General features: G+C 38.5%; 15 protein-coding genes. 5 read left to right on the top strand and 10 right to left on the bottom strand.

From position 1 onward, the window contains the following. Positions 1 to 228 precede the first annotated feature (228 nt). The 3 genes from hslO to AsFPU1_RS06940 are packed head-to-tail and all read right to left on the bottom strand — an operon-like array spanning position 229 to position 2,262. Positions 229 to 1,128 carry an Hsp33 family molecular chaperone HslO gene (gene hslO / locus AsFPU1_RS06950; protein ID WP_124971984.1) on the bottom strand — a complete coding sequence of 300 codons (900 nt, stop codon included), beginning with the start codon at positions 1,126 to 1,128 and terminating at the stop codon, positions 229 to 231. Positions 1,129 to 1,180: 52 nt separating this feature from the next. Beyond that, positions 1,181 to 1,867, bottom strand: a complete 687-nt coding sequence (rnc, locus tag AsFPU1_RS06945) for a ribonuclease III (RefSeq protein WP_124971986.1) — start codon at positions 1,865 to 1,867, stop codon at positions 1,181 to 1,183. Between the two features lie 8 nt (positions 1,868 to 1,875). Next, positions 1,876 to 2,262 (bottom strand): sll0565 family protein, encoded by a 387-nt coding sequence (locus tag AsFPU1_RS06940; protein ID WP_124971988.1) that lies wholly within the window; start codon positions 2,260 to 2,262, stop codon positions 1,876 to 1,878. Positions 2,263 to 2,610: 348 nt separating this feature from the next. Here AsFPU1_RS06940 and AsFPU1_RS06935 point away from each other — a divergent pair, with 348 nt between their 5' ends. Continuing rightward, positions 2,611 to 2,901 carry a DUF6439 family protein gene (locus tag AsFPU1_RS06935; protein ID WP_124971990.1) on the top strand — a complete coding sequence of 97 codons (291 nt, stop codon included), beginning with the start codon at positions 2,611 to 2,613 and terminating at the stop codon, positions 2,899 to 2,901. 90 nt (positions 2,902 to 2,991) lie between these two features. On the opposite strand, the gene AsFPU1_RS06930 is transcribed toward AsFPU1_RS06935, so the two are convergent. The 6 genes from AsFPU1_RS06930 to lysA form a co-directional block, all read right to left on the bottom strand. Further along, on the bottom strand, positions 2,992 to 3,399 hold the full coding sequence (locus AsFPU1_RS06930; RefSeq protein ID WP_501162111.1) for an ATP-binding protein: 408 nt from the start codon (positions 3,397 to 3,399) through the stop codon (positions 2,992 to 2,994). A 436-nt stretch (positions 3,400 to 3,835) separates the two neighbouring features. Further along, a complete protein-coding gene (gene rlmD / locus AsFPU1_RS06925) occupies positions 3,836 to 5,206 on the bottom strand; it encodes a 23S rRNA (uracil(1939)-C(5))-methyltransferase RlmD (RefSeq protein WP_172957443.1) in 1,371 nt (456 codons plus the stop codon). Positions 5,207 to 5,480: 274 nt separating this feature from the next. Next, positions 5,481 to 5,831: a hypothetical protein gene (locus tag AsFPU1_RS06920; RefSeq protein WP_124971996.1), complete on the bottom strand. Its 351-nt coding sequence runs from the start codon at positions 5,829 to 5,831 to the stop codon at positions 5,481 to 5,483. Between the two features lie 70 nt (positions 5,832 to 5,901). Beyond that, complete coding sequence (gene uppS / locus AsFPU1_RS06915) at positions 5,902 to 6,651, bottom strand: undecaprenyl pyrophosphate synthase (protein WP_124971998.1); 750 nt, start codon at positions 6,649 to 6,651, stop codon at positions 5,902 to 5,904. Beyond that, positions 6,648 to 7,565 (bottom strand): diadenylate cyclase CdaA, encoded by a 918-nt coding sequence (gene cdaA, locus AsFPU1_RS06910; RefSeq protein ID WP_124972001.1) that lies wholly within the window; start codon positions 7,563 to 7,565, stop codon positions 6,648 to 6,650. The genes uppS and cdaA overlap by 4 nt, the downstream gene beginning before the upstream one ends. Before the next feature lie 58 nt (positions 7,566 to 7,623). Then, complete coding sequence (gene lysA, locus AsFPU1_RS06905; protein WP_124972003.1) at positions 7,624 to 9,048, bottom strand: diaminopimelate decarboxylase; 1,425 nt, start codon at positions 9,046 to 9,048, stop codon at positions 7,624 to 7,626. Positions 9,049 to 9,370: 322 nt separating this feature from the next. Between lysA and AsFPU1_RS06900 the strand changes: the two genes are divergently transcribed. From AsFPU1_RS06900 to fbp, 4 genes are all read left to right on the top strand, one after another. Next, positions 9,371 to 9,670: a nucleotidyltransferase family protein gene (locus AsFPU1_RS06900; RefSeq protein ID WP_124972005.1), complete on the top strand. Its 300-nt coding sequence runs from the start codon at positions 9,371 to 9,373 to the stop codon at positions 9,668 to 9,670. Then, positions 9,667 to 10,047 carry a HepT-like ribonuclease domain-containing protein gene (locus AsFPU1_RS06895; RefSeq protein WP_124972007.1) on the top strand — a complete coding sequence of 127 codons (381 nt, stop codon included), beginning with the start codon at positions 9,667 to 9,669 and terminating at the stop codon, positions 10,045 to 10,047. The genes AsFPU1_RS06900 and AsFPU1_RS06895 overlap by 4 nt, the downstream gene beginning before the upstream one ends. Positions 10,048 to 10,738: 691 nt before the next feature. Further along, positions 10,739 to 11,182 (top strand): Hsp20/alpha crystallin family protein, encoded by a 444-nt coding sequence (locus AsFPU1_RS06890; RefSeq protein WP_124972009.1) that lies wholly within the window; start codon positions 10,739 to 10,741, stop codon positions 11,180 to 11,182. A 268-nt stretch (positions 11,183 to 11,450) separates the two neighbouring features. Next, positions 11,451 to 12,491, top strand: coding sequence for a class 1 fructose-bisphosphatase (gene fbp / locus AsFPU1_RS06885; RefSeq protein WP_124972011.1), 1,041 nt, complete (start codon positions 11,451 to 11,453; stop codon positions 12,489 to 12,491). A gap of 225 nt (positions 12,492 to 12,716) precedes the next feature. On the opposite strand, the gene AsFPU1_RS06880 is transcribed toward fbp, so the two are convergent. Then, positions 12,717 to 13,865, bottom strand: coding sequence for an aminotransferase class V-fold PLP-dependent enzyme (locus AsFPU1_RS06880; RefSeq protein ID WP_124972013.1), 1,149 nt, complete (start codon positions 13,863 to 13,865; stop codon positions 12,717 to 12,719). Between the last annotated feature and the right edge of the window lie 32 nt (positions 13,866 to 13,897).

Genomic DNA, 13,897 nt, shown 5'->3' with positions numbered 1-13,897 from the left:
ATGATGCTGACAAAAAATAAAATAAACCCGCCCCTGTTTTATTATACGTAGGGGTCAACGGCCGTTTATTAGTGTCAACTTAGTCCTAAACGCCGACAGGCTAAAGCCTGTGGCTATACAAACAAAGCCCGACGAGCGCGGACTTTTATTAACATTAGCCTGTGTAGACAGGCTTTGTACAGTTAACCCCACCCTTGGCAGGGTGTGGGTGGGATAGTGCTATGTTTATTAAACAGATTCAGTGCGTAAATCGTCAATTAATTGAGTCAAATGATCACTACTGGCTTGATAAACTTCCCCACAGAATTCGCAAGTCGCTTGCGCCCCATCATCCTTCTCAATCATATCTTGTAACTCAGCTTCTCCGAGCAGTTTTAACGCCCCTAAAACCCGACTAAACGAGCAACGACAATCAAAACGTAACATCTGAACTTCAGGGAAAATAACTAATCCTAAATCTCCCAATAATTCCTCAAAAATCTCCGGTAAAGTTTTGCCCGCTTGTAACAAAGGAGTAAAACCAGAAAGCGCACCCACACGAGATTCTAAAGTCGCCACTAATTCCTCATCTCTAGAAGCTTTGGGCATTACTTGTAATAATAAACCACCTGCAGCCGTTACTCCTTGCGCCCCCACAAATACCCCCACCAATAAAGCAGAAGGAGTTTGTTCAGAAGTAGCTAAATAATGGGCCACATCCTCCCCCACTTCCCCTGAAACCAACTCAACCGTACTCGAATAGGGATAACCATAACCCACATCTCGTACCACATAAAGAAAGCCTTCATTACCAATAGCCCCACCCACATCCAGTTTACCCTTAGCATTAGGGGGTAATTCCACATCAGGATGGGCTACATAACCCCGTACAGTGCCATCTAACCCCGCATCGACTAATAACCCTCCCAGAGGGCCATTGCCTTTAATGCGAAGATTAACGCGAGAGTCTTCTCGTTTCATGTTAGAAGCGAGTAATAACCCTGAAGTCATGGCCCTACCTAATGCAGCAGTAGCGACATAGGAAAGTTTATGTCTTTGTCTAGCTTCTTCTGTCAGTCGAGTGGAAATAATGCCCACGGCCCTAATTCCGCCCTCTGCTGCGGTGGCCCGTATTAATTGATCCGCCATGAATACCCTTTAAATTCTTGATGTCAATTGGTTATTTTAAATTTAACGTTTCTCAGACAAATTCTCCCAACTGTTTGAGGGCATTTTCGGCCGCTATTTTGGTGGCATCTTGTTTACGTCTGCCTTTTCCTATGCCATAAACTTGACCTTTAATGCGTACTCCAAAAGTAAATTCTTTACCGTGATCTGGTCCTGATTCTCCGATTAAAAAGTATTCTGGGACTTCTTGATGAGTGGCTAAGGCCCATTGTTGTAGACGGTTTTTCACATCAATAATAGTTACAGACACCACTCTCGACTCAGGCATAACTAAATCATTAATTGCGTCTTCAAACAGCGATCGCACAAATTCCTGTACTGCTTCCATCCCTGAATCAAGAAAATAAGCACCCACCATAGCCTCAAAGGTATCACTGAGCAAAGACGGGTTTTCTCGTCCCCGATCTTTAATGGCCCCCTGTCCTAAGTGCATAATCTCCCCAATGCCTAATTGAGCCGCAAATTTGGCTAATTGGGGTTCATCGACTAATCTAGAGCGTAAACGGGTTAATTGCGCTTCGCTTAATTCGGGATAACGCCGATACAAAAGTTCTCCTACCACAAACCCTAAGACGGCATCTCCTAAGAATTCTAGGCGTTCGTTATGTTCTATGGCCCCTCGGTGTTCATTGACATAGGAACGATGAGTCAAGGCACAGTCTAATAAGCTTGGATTGTTAAAAGAAGGTAATTTAGCCATTTGATTTACTAATTAGCCCACGTTTTCAATAACCAGCCGATAAGCACTCCTAAGCCACCAAATCGGATAATTTGCCAAAACATTTCCCCTAATAATCCTCGTCTTACCCCTTCCCAAAATAAAGTTTTCACGTCTCCATCCGAGAGTAAATTACTTTCTAATGTTAGAGATAATTGTTGTAATTCATCTTGAATATTTTGTAATTCTCGCTCTAATTCGGGATAGGTGGCTTGTTTGTCTTGTAAGCTTTGCTCAAGTTCGCCTTGACGTTTCTGTGCTTCTTGAATTTCTTTGTAGCGGGTTTTTAGAGCAATTAACGATCGCTCTAGTTCTCTGAGGGTATGGTCAAATTCCTCATTTTGACTGGGTGGGTGATTTGGCTCGGATTGAGACATTTTGACGGCAATTGTTGTTATTTATTCCCCATCAATCAGTATTACACAAAAGTCATTGACGTAAATCAAGGAAGTTCAAACGGGGACGAGACTTACAAGGTGCAGACGCAGGTTCCACACAAAAATATTAAAAGCCCTCGCTTCTATTTGTGCTATAATTTAGATCTAGCTATTCAACCTAACTCACCAAAGCTAACTAACAATTAATCCAAGGCGTACGATTATTTTCTAATCGTACTTTGCACATCTATCACCTTCATCTTCACTGGTAATACTATACCTGACTTAAGTTTGCTCAACTTTGAGTAGATTTAGGAAGGTTTGATTTTGCACTTTATCTTACCTCCTATGTTGAACACCTCATCTGTATCTAATACCGACCAGTTACAATCGGCTACTCCCCTCGCTTTAGCTCAAGCTTTGGCCGAAAAGCTAACTATTACTCCCAATCAGTGGCACAGTCTTAAAGGCGATCGCCAAGCACAAGCGCAACAACAATTAGCGGCTGCGTTAGTATTTTTACTTAAGGAACAACCTCAAGAAGCTCTCCCTCATCTCCATCAGGCTACAGGTTGGTTAGACCGTTCTATCTCTCCTCTTCCTTGTCCAGGACACGGTAATTCAACTAAACAGCATTAAACGCTGACACCTTTAAAGGTGCAGCTATCAAAACGAAGCCCGCCTTCGCGGGCTTCGTCCATATAGCCTCAGCCTTTAGGCTGAGGGAAATCAAGCGAATAACGCCTGTTTCTGCTTGTTTTTCTTGACTTGTTTACAAAGTCTTAATTGGGCCCCTTGTTTTTCCCAATGGACTTGATCAAAAATTTCATGTAACAAGCACAAACCCCTACCATGTTCAGATTCTTCAGGGGGTAAGTCATGAGGGGGACAATCTTTACAATTACAGGATTCAGGAAATCCTGCCCCTTCATCAGAAATAAGCCAAGAATATCCCTCTTTAGTAACAGAAAACTTCACCACAATTGACTTAGTTGGATCAAGTTTGTTACCATGTTTGGCCGCATTAACTAAAGCTTCTTGTAATCCTAACCTGATTTCTGGCTTTAAATATGAAGGGATCTTTGCTAACAGTAAATCAAGTACAGGACATAAATAAAGGGTGGAAGTGAAGCTCATTGTACTCCAGCTTCTTCTCGTAGGAGGCAGTGAAATAGAAATCACGTGGTTTACCTCTAATACTAATCGTTTAATAGGAATGAAAATTCATTTTTTAGCCAGCCATCGCACAGCTAGACCTCGCTAAATTCTTTATTTGACGATTTTTAAGAGGTCATAAATATTGCTTGATGATTACTATAAAAAAAAAGAAATAAATTAAATTTTTGCTTTCGTTGATCTTGATTCATCATTTTTTGCTATGACTTTTCATCATTGAACTCATTAGGATACAATATATTTCGCAATTATTCAGTCTGATTGATTCTTAAAAAATTCATAAGCCACATTTAATTGAATCTTTAGATTAATTGACTTTTAGAGTAAACTAAGCTATGCTGATTTGTTGGGACAAAATGAGCGTAAAAAAAATTAAACCTGTCAAAACAACTATTATTTATAATAACACATTTATGTCTAAATGTCTAAGAATGGCTAAACATTCAACATGAGCGGTTTGAGGAAAGAAATCTGCAGGTTGTACCCATAAAAGTTGGTAAATTCCATCTTTACAGAGTCGTTGGAGATCCCGTGCTAAGGTGGCTGGCTGACAACTGATATACACTAAGTAAGTAGGTTGAAGGTTTCTCAGGGTATCAATCACCTTGCGATCGCAACCTTTACGGGGAGGATCAAGAATGACTACATCGGGATGCCATGGAAGTTGAGGTAAAATAGTTTCTACCCTGCCTTGTCTAAAAGTGACATTTTTAATCCCATTAATTTGAGCATTCTCTTGAGCTTGGATGATGGAATTAGGGTTAATTTCAATCCCCAGAACCTCTGCGACCTGTGACGCAAAAGGTAAACTAAAAGTTCCAATACCACAATAAGCATCCACTAACCGTTCTTTTCCTGTTAATTCGAGTCTTGCTAACAACCCATTTAATAAAGCTTCTGCTGCTTCTGTATTAACTTGAAAAAAGGTATCACCCCGTAAATGTAATTCCAGACCCGCGAAATTCTCTCTTAAATAGGGTCGGCCGGCAATATTAAGGGTTTCTTCTCCAAAAATGACATTACCTCGCTCAGGATGATAATTAAGGGCAACTCCGACTAAATTTGTATACCGTTCTAACCATATTTGAGCTTGTTGAGTTAGATTTTTGAGTGTTTTTTCTGTACTAACTAAAGTTAATAACATTTCTCCGGTTCGCCGTCCAATGCGTAGAGAAAGATGGCGTAATTGTCCAGAATGCTTAGTTTCATTATAAATTGTCCAGCCTTGTTGTTGAATATCTCCTTTAATTTCTGCTAATAAAGGATTAAGGCGATTATCTTGTATAGGACATTGATTAATATTAACTAATTGATGACTTTGACGACGATAATAACCTGTTTGAACCATTCCGGTAGATGACAAACCCAAAGGATAAGTTGCTTTATTGCGATAGTTAAGTTCATCACGAGAAGATATAATAGGGGCAACAGGAGGATTAATAAACCCTCCGATATGTTCTAAAGCTTCTGTGACATGATGTTGTTTTATTGTTAGTTGATAACTGTGATCAATATGTTGCCATTGACATCCTCCACACTTATCAGCCACGATACAACTAGGACGCAGACGATGGGGAGAAGGAATCAATAATTGATGTAATTTCCCGTGAGCATATTGACGTTTCAGATGAAGTAGACGCACCAAAACGCGATCGCCTGTTACCGTATCCGGTACAAAAATGGCTCGTCCTTCAAAACGTCCGACTCCATCCCCCGTATTACTAAGATCAGTAATATCTATTTGAATGAGATTTCCTTGTTGATACATATAAATTATGAATTATGAATTATGAATTATGAATTATGAATTATGAATTATGAATTATGAATTATGAATTATGAATTATGAATTAGTAAGTAAGTAGACAAAATTAATTACATAATATGTGTAGTAGGGGCGGGTTTTTCTTAACCCGCCCTGGGTTTTTTACATAAATCCATGATTCTCACAAAAAAACTAGATAAACCCGCCGGAGTTTTTTTTACATAAATCAGTTTATCTAACATTGTCAAAAACCCGCCCCTACGGCAACTCCTGCTTGTTAAAATTTAACTTTAGATAACAGCCAATCGACAATTATCTTAGGAGAATTTTTTTTAACCCAATAAAAAGCAATAGTCCGAAACCCTGATTTAGACAAACGAGCGATCAATCGCATGATGCGATTAACCGGACGAACTTTAAATTTTTTATTAATATAGTTAACGGAACCAACATCATAAAGACAATCAATAATCATCTTAAATGTGGCTTCTTCGCGCTCCATTAGGTTCTCAACAAGAATTAGAACATTTTTCTTTTGTTCGGCTTCTAATTGTTTAGCTTCCGAGAGTTGGGGTAGATATTTAGTGACATTTACGGTGTTTTTCTGATCCTTGCGAGAAGTCAACATGACGATTTAAAAAGATAACACTTGCCGCTACTATAAACCAGAGTTGACCGTTTCACCAAAGGAAATGTTGCTAAATTTTACCGAAGCGTCGTTCTCGCTGTTGATAAGCTAACAATGCTTGGTGAAATTCTTCCCTATTAAAATCTGGCCAAAGAGTTTGGGTCACATAAATTTCAGCATAAGCTAATTGCCATAATAAAAAATTACTGAGCCGCATTTCTCCACTGGTACGAATTAATAAGTCAGGATGAGGAATACCTGTAGTATACAAATAACCCTCAAACACTGATTCATCAATGTCTTCAATATTAATTAAACCTTGTTTAACCTGAGTGGCGATCGCCTGACAACATTGAATAATTTCTTGTCGTCCCCCATAATTAGTCGCTACCGTAAACTGAATTCCGGTATTAGTTTGAGTATCCTGCATGGAACGAGAGATTTCATCTTGTAAAGAAGGAGGTAAAGCCTCTAAATTGCCCACAAAACGAATTCTAACGTTTTCCTCCATCATTTCCCGTAATTCACGACGCAAGACCCGCTCAAACAGAGTCATGAGAAATTCCACTTCTTCGAGAGGGCGGCCCCAATTTTCCGTAGAAAAAGCATAAGCCGTTAAGGCCGGAATACCCCAATCTCGACAACAACGCAATAAGTCTTTGAGAGTATCTACACCCCGTTGGTGTCCCATAATACGAGGCAGTCCACGACGCTTGGCCCAGCGTCCATTGCCATCCATGATCACCGCGATATGTTTAGGCAAACGGGCGTGATCGAGATCAGTGGGTAAAATGTCTAACACAATGGGCTTAACAGTCATTTCTTATCTTCTGATGAGTTCGAGGAAGAACCATTAACAGTACGTTTTTGCAATAGATTTCGGACTTTTCCCCTAATGGTACGGCTGAGGACACCCCAAGCTGGTGCAACAGATTCTCGCTCAACCAGGAGAGAAAATCGTTGCTCGAGTAACTCTTTTAGTTTACTGCTAGTTAGGGGACGATCAAGAACTCCCCTTTCGGCTAAAGAAATCGAACCCGTTTCTTCAGAAACAATAATACATAAACAATTATCCACTCTTTCGGTAATGCCCATAGCGGCCCGATGTCTAGTTCCCAACTGACGGGAGGTGGTTTGTTCGGATAAGGGTAAAATGACCCCAGCCGAGATAATACGAGAACCCCGAATAAAAACTGCTCCATCGTGAAGTAAAGTTTTTGGCTGAAAAATAGTCTGAATCAGTTCTTTTGATACTTCCCCATCTAAAGGAACCCCTGAATTGACAAAAACTCGGCCATCAACAGAGGCAAAAGTTTCCAGCACCATCAGGGCCCCGGTTCGGTTTTGGGAAAGTTCTTTAACCGCATCGACAATTTCATCAATCACACTATCAACTTTAGGGGCAGGTCGTCGCCCCTGAAACAATTTTAGGATTTGTCCACGACCCAACAATTCAAGAAACCGTCTAAATTCTCCTTGAAAAATAACGGCCATGGCCACGGCGGCCCCTAAAACTAATTTTTCCAACACAAAATTGAGCAGTGTTAATTGTAGCTTTTCGCTGATCACTGCTGCCAACATTACAATAATTAGCCCCCGAACCATCCATAGGGTACGACGCTCCCCAATAGCGAGGAGCATCAAGTAGGTTAATAACAGCACTAAACCAATGTCAAGACTGTTATGGATCAATTCTGAGGGCATCCAGCGATGGTCAGGAGGCTCACCCGACATGATGGAGGACGACAAGATGAAAGATCACTCAAGACAATAAGAACAATTAGGCATTCAGCTAAGCTAAAAGCCTGTCAGGTAGACGATCTTGTCGAATAAGATCGTTAATGGTTTCTCGTTGCACGATTAGATTGGCTTCTCCGTCTTGGACTAAGACGGCCGCCGGCCGCGGCAAACGATTGTAATTAGAAGCCATACTATAGTTGTAGGCTCCTGTCCCCATCACTACTAGAATATCCCCTGGTTGTGTTTGAGGCAACTGGGCATCTTTTATTAGGATATCCCCTGATTCGCAATGTTTACCAGCGACGGTGACAGTTTCTGTTAAGGGGGTTGACATCCGATTGGCAATAATCGTCCGATAAAGGGATTGATAGGTGATAGGACGGGGATTATCTGACATTCCTCCATCAACTGCTAGATAAGTCCGTATTTCTGGTATTTCTTTCCGACTGCCTATGGTATAAGCTGTAACACAAGCCGAACCAATCAGCGATCGCCCTGGTTCGGCGATGAGTTTGGGTAAGGGAATATTTTCGGCAAGACAAGCTTTGGTAACAGCTTGACTGACGGCTTTAACCCATTCTTCGATACTGGGGGGATCATCACTTTGAGTATAACGAATACCTAAACCTCCGCCAATATTTAATTCTTCTAGGTTTAGTCCGTAAGTTTGTCCTTTTTTTATCCATTTGACTAGGACATCTGCTAAATCTTGATGAGGTTGACGTTCAAATATTTGGGAACCAATATGAGCGTGTAATCCTCTACAATTGAGAGCTTTTTGTTGACTAACATAGGTAAAAACGGCTTCAATTTGATGGGGATCAAAGCCAAATTTACTATCTAAGTGTCCCGTGCGAATGTATTCGTGTGTATGACATTCGATGCCTGGGGTTAATCTTAGAAGAATGGGGATGGGATTATTGGGATTGAGATTACCTAATTTAACTAGGGTTTCTAATTCTAACCAATTATCGACGATAATAGTACATTTTATTGCGATGGCTAATTGAAGTTCTTCGACGGATTTGTTATTGCCATGAAAATAGATTTGATTGGCTATTTTTTCGGGGGAGTAGCCCATTTTTTCTAAGGCGGTTACAGTGGTATGAAGTTCTCCGGCTGATACCACATCAAAGCCTAATTGTTCACTAGCTACAATACTAACAACCGCTAAACAACTCCAAGCTTTTGAGGCGTAAATAACTTGAGAAATGCCTGGATAGTAAGTATTAAAAGCTTCTCGATATTGACTACAGGCGGTGCGTAGGGTAAATTCATCTAGGATGTAGAGGGGGGAACCAAATTGTTCTACTAAGGTCTTTAAATCACATCCACCGATTTCTAAACAGTCATTTTTGTTAATGCTGGCACTCAGAGGTAATAGAGATTGATTGGGCGATCTCTGTTTTTGTCCGGGGATAATTTCGGGAATATAATCCTTTCCTGAGTTGGCTGTTTTTAGCTCTGTTGATATCATAGTTTATGGGTAATCTGTCTAGATGAAATTTGGGACATGAGGGAAACTTCGGAATCAATAAGCACTCCCTCATCAATGAGTTAGCACATCTATCACCGAATTACTGATAAAACGGTTTCCTCTACCAGTCTACCTAATATCTGTATTTGATCGCTATAATTCATAATTTTTTTGACTGTCATTTTGTTAAGAGTTGAGCATGGCAGTTTATAATTTATTTGTGGGTTCCCTGATTTGTTAATGCCATGCCCCTACAATATTTATAATTCATAATTCATGATTTTATGTTTTCTTGCAATATTAAAAAGATTAAATCAATATTATGAATTGTTCACGGCGAGATCAAGTATTAGCCATACTACAACAACATAAAGCAGATTTATTTGAGCAGTATGGGGTAATTTCTTTAGGAATTTTTGGTTCTGTCGCTCGAAATGAGGCTAGGGATGATAGTGATGTTGATATTATCGTTAAACTGAACAAACCAAGCTTATTTATACTTACTCATTTGCGAGAAGAATTAATGACTCTTTTAGATTGCAATGTAGATATTGTTCATGAAAGTCAATCGTTTAGACCGTTTTTTCGTGAGCGTTTAAAACAGGAGACGATCATAATATGAGCGATAAAGATTATGCTCTCATTTACGAAATTTTCGATCAAATTGATGAGGGAATTTCTAGGATTTTTTATTATTTTGCTCCCATCCAAAGCCCGATAGATTTCACTAAAAATTATGATAATCAGATGCGACTTGATGCGATCTCCATGATGTTAATTGCAATTGGTGAAAGTATAAAAAAGCTTGAAAAAAAAATTTCGCCTTCTCAATTTGAACGCTTTCCTAATGTTGACTGGCGCGGCGCAAAAGGGATTCGTGATATTCTCAGTCATACCTATTTCCAAATTCAACCTGAAGTTATTTTTCAAACCTGTAGGGAAGACATTCCTATTTTACAGACAGCCATTCAAGCTTTAAAATCAGAGTACAATTGCTGAAAAATAGCGATCGCGTTCTTAAACCTCCATATGGTTTTTAAAAACTAATATAGGGTTTTATAATTCTGTTTAAGTAGTCGGACATAAATAAACAATACTATGTTAAGAAATGTAACTAGGTTGTAACCCCTCTCCGGCGCTCCGGCGCTCCCCTGCTCACTTCACCGTAACGTTTATTTTTGTCCAGTTACTTACCCCTTTGAAATTTTTTGTTGGGGTATAATATCATTATGCCCTGTGGGATTTAACGGTTAACATTTGAACGATGGGATCTAGCTATTTAAAGTTTTCTGTCGTAGAAGATAAGATGTTACACCGTGCAGTTGAAGAAATTCAATAGGATTATACTTTAAACTTCCTGTAATCAGATGCTGACCCATCGAAAGCTAACACCTTGAAAGGTTTAGCTACTAAAACAAAGCCCGCCTTCACGGGCTTACTTGTTTGTTAATATATAATTTTTTAGCAATCCTCAATAATGTGTGAGAAATTCCCAATTCCCAATTACTTCTAGGTGGACAACCGAACCTAAATTTACGGTTTTCTTCACTGATTAATCTCTCTATTTTTTAGGGAGTAAACTACACCATTTTTTGTCGAAAAACCCGTCTTGTCTTACCTATTTTATGACGTTAGGATGAAATCAATCAGAGACAACATTAACAAGTTGGAAGATAAGGAGATAAGAATCATGTCATTAGTTCGTTATAATCCTTGGAAAGAAATGAACACACTTCAACGTCAACTTAATCAACTATTTGATGATGGGTTGTTAACTAATTTAGGCCAAGAACTTAAAGATCTAACATATGTTCCATCGGCTGAACTTTCGGAAACTGATGATTCCATTCTACTTAAATTAGAACTTCCCGGAATGAAATCAGAAGATTTGGATATTCAAGTAACCAAAGAAGCCGTTTATATCAGTGGTGAACGCAAACAAGAAACGAAATCAGAAGAAAATGGAGTGACTCGTACTGAATTTCGTTACGGGAAATTCTCTCGTTCTATTGCCTTACCGGCTTTAGTCAATAATAATAATGTTACGGCAAATTATCAAGAGGGTATTCTTACCTTAACTTTACCTAAAGCAGAAGAAGAAAAGAATAAAGTTGTCAAAATTAATCTAGGTTAGTGATTAGTTAATTCTTGATAATTCCTGTCATGACTCCGGTTTGTACCGGAGTTTTTTTTGTCATGGTAATAATTAATATAGTAATGCTAAATAAAACAGCGTCCTGATTTTTTGAACATAAGCTAAAGCTAGTCTAAAATTATGGGGGTTTAGGAAAATTATTGATTAAGATCAGTAATAATATCAATGAAGTCAAACTTCTGTGCAATCGCGCCGAAGGAACTTCTAACTGTTAACTGCTGTGCAGTCGCGTCCAAGGAACTTCATTATGACCATCATCATTCCAGAACATAGTCTTGATCGGGACTGTACCACTCTTTCTCGACACATTTTACAACAACTTCAAAGCTTTTCCCCTGAAGCACAGGATCTCAGTGCCATTATGACTCGAATTGCCTTAGCAGGCAAATTAATCGCCCGTCGTCTCAGTCGGGCCGGGTTAATGGCAGATGTATTAGGATTTACCGGGGAAACTAATGTGCAAGGGGAATCTGTCAAAAAGATGGATATCTTTGCTAATGATGTATTTATCTCTGTTTTTAAGCAAAGTGGGTTAGTTTGTCGTCTTGCTTCTGAGGAGATGGAGAAACCATATTATATCCCTGAAAATTGTCCTATTGGTCGTTATACTTTGCTCTATGATCCTATTGATGGATCATCCAATGTTGATATTAATATGAATGTTGGCTCAATCTTCGCAATTCGTCAACAAACAGGAGAAGATTTAGATGGAGAAGGCACAGATTTATTAACAAATGGACGAGAACAACTTGCGGCTGGTTATATTTTATATGGCCCCTCTACTATTTTAGTTTATTCTATTGGTCATGGGGTTCATTCTTTTTTACTTGATCCAAGTTTAGGGGAATTTATTCTCGCCCAAGAAAATATTAAAATTCCTGATCATGGGCCAGTTTATAGTACCAATGAAGGTAATTTTTGGCAGTGGGATGAAGCTATTCGAGATTACACTCGTTATGTCCATCGTCATGAAGGTTATACTGCCCGTTATAGTGGTGCTTTAGTGGGAGATATGCACCGAATTTTAATGCAGGGAGGTGTATTTCTTTACCCAGGAACGGTTAAAAAACCTGAAGGAAAATTACGTCTTATTTATGAAACTGCACCCCTAGCTTTCTTAGTCGAACAAGCAGGAGGAAAAGCAAGTGATGGGACTATTGATATCTTAGATATTGTCCCGAATAAGCTTCATGCGAGAAGTCCTTTAATTATTGGTTCTAAAGAAGATGTGAATCTTGTAGAATCTTTTATTACTGATCATAAACGTCGGGCTAGTCAAAGTAAATAAAAATAATAAAAAGCTGAAATACTGTCAGTTTTTTCATGTTTAAACAGTTCATTAGTTAAGGAATTACTGTCAATGTTACCCTACTCTTTTTTGTTAAAAATTATGTTAAGACGGTTTGGTTTGATCTTAAAAGGTTGTGCCATTAGTTAACAATTAGTAGGGGCCAATGGCCATTGGCCCCTATAGGATTTAAAGTAGGGGCTTAATACCATTAAGCCCTGATATCTAACAATAACGACTTAATACATCGATTAAATATTCATACTGCTCCAAATTATTATAAAACTGAGCAGAAATTCTGACTAAATATTGCTCGTTTCCCCAAGGAATAATCGGAATTTGTATCTTAAATTCTTCTCTTAAATCATGATATAATTTGTCTCCTGATACAGATAATTTTGGCAAGGGAATAGAAGCCATAGAACCTATCATTTCATCGGGACATGGTAGACAAATATTCAATCTTTCACAGATTATATCTCGTCCTTGACGGGCTAAAAGATGATTATTTTCCCATAACCCTAACCACCCATTATTGAATAAGTTTCCCATCACTTCTATGGCTTTAGGAATACATAAATAAGGGGTATAATCATTAGTTCCCATCCAATCGAATTCTAACAGAAAACGAGAGCGATCGCTACGAGTAGAATTGGCCCCATGACTAATAATTAAAGGGCGTATTTGGGATTGTTTATCGGGTCTAACATAGAGAAAGGCTGCTCCTTTGGGCGCACATAACCATTTATGACAATTTCCGGTATAATAAGTTGCCCCTATTTTACGAAGATTAAGGGGTAAAAAACCTGGTGCGTGCGCTCCATCTATTAAGGTTTCTACTCCTCTTTGACTCAATTCTTTGACTAAATATTCAAGGGGAAAAATTAACGCTGTTTGGCTAGTAATATGATCAATTAATGTTATTTTTGTGCGAGAAGAAACCTTATCTAAAATAGGATTTATAATTTGCTCTAATGAAGTTAAAGGAAAGGGAATAGAAGCAATAATAACTTTAGCACCTGTTTGTTTGGCGACTAATTCCACAGTATTAAGACAAGCATTATAGATATGATTGGTAATTAAAATTTCGTCTCCTGGTTTAAAATAAAGAGAACGTAAAACTGTATTAACTCCAAAAGTAGCATTAGGAATAAAAGCAATATTTGGGGAATCAATATTAATAAAATTGGCTAATTTTTCTCTTGCTTCATCTAATAATGGTTCTAATTGTTGAGCCATAAAATCAACAGGTTCTTGTTCTAATTTTTCTCTAAGATAAGTTTGATAATTTAAAACAGGAATAGGAGTAGCCCCATAGGAACCATGATTAAGAAAGGTAATATTAGAATTTAATAACCAAAGAGAATTATTCATGTTTTTTCTACAACTATTAATGACAAATTTAA

Origin of the sequence: Aphanothece sacrum FPU1 (genome assembly GCF_003864295.1) — a bacterium.
GTDB lineage: Bacteria > Cyanobacteriota > Cyanobacteriia > Cyanobacteriales > Microcystaceae > Aphanothece_B > Aphanothece_B sacrum.
This window is presented reverse-complemented; position numbering and strand designations above follow the sequence as displayed.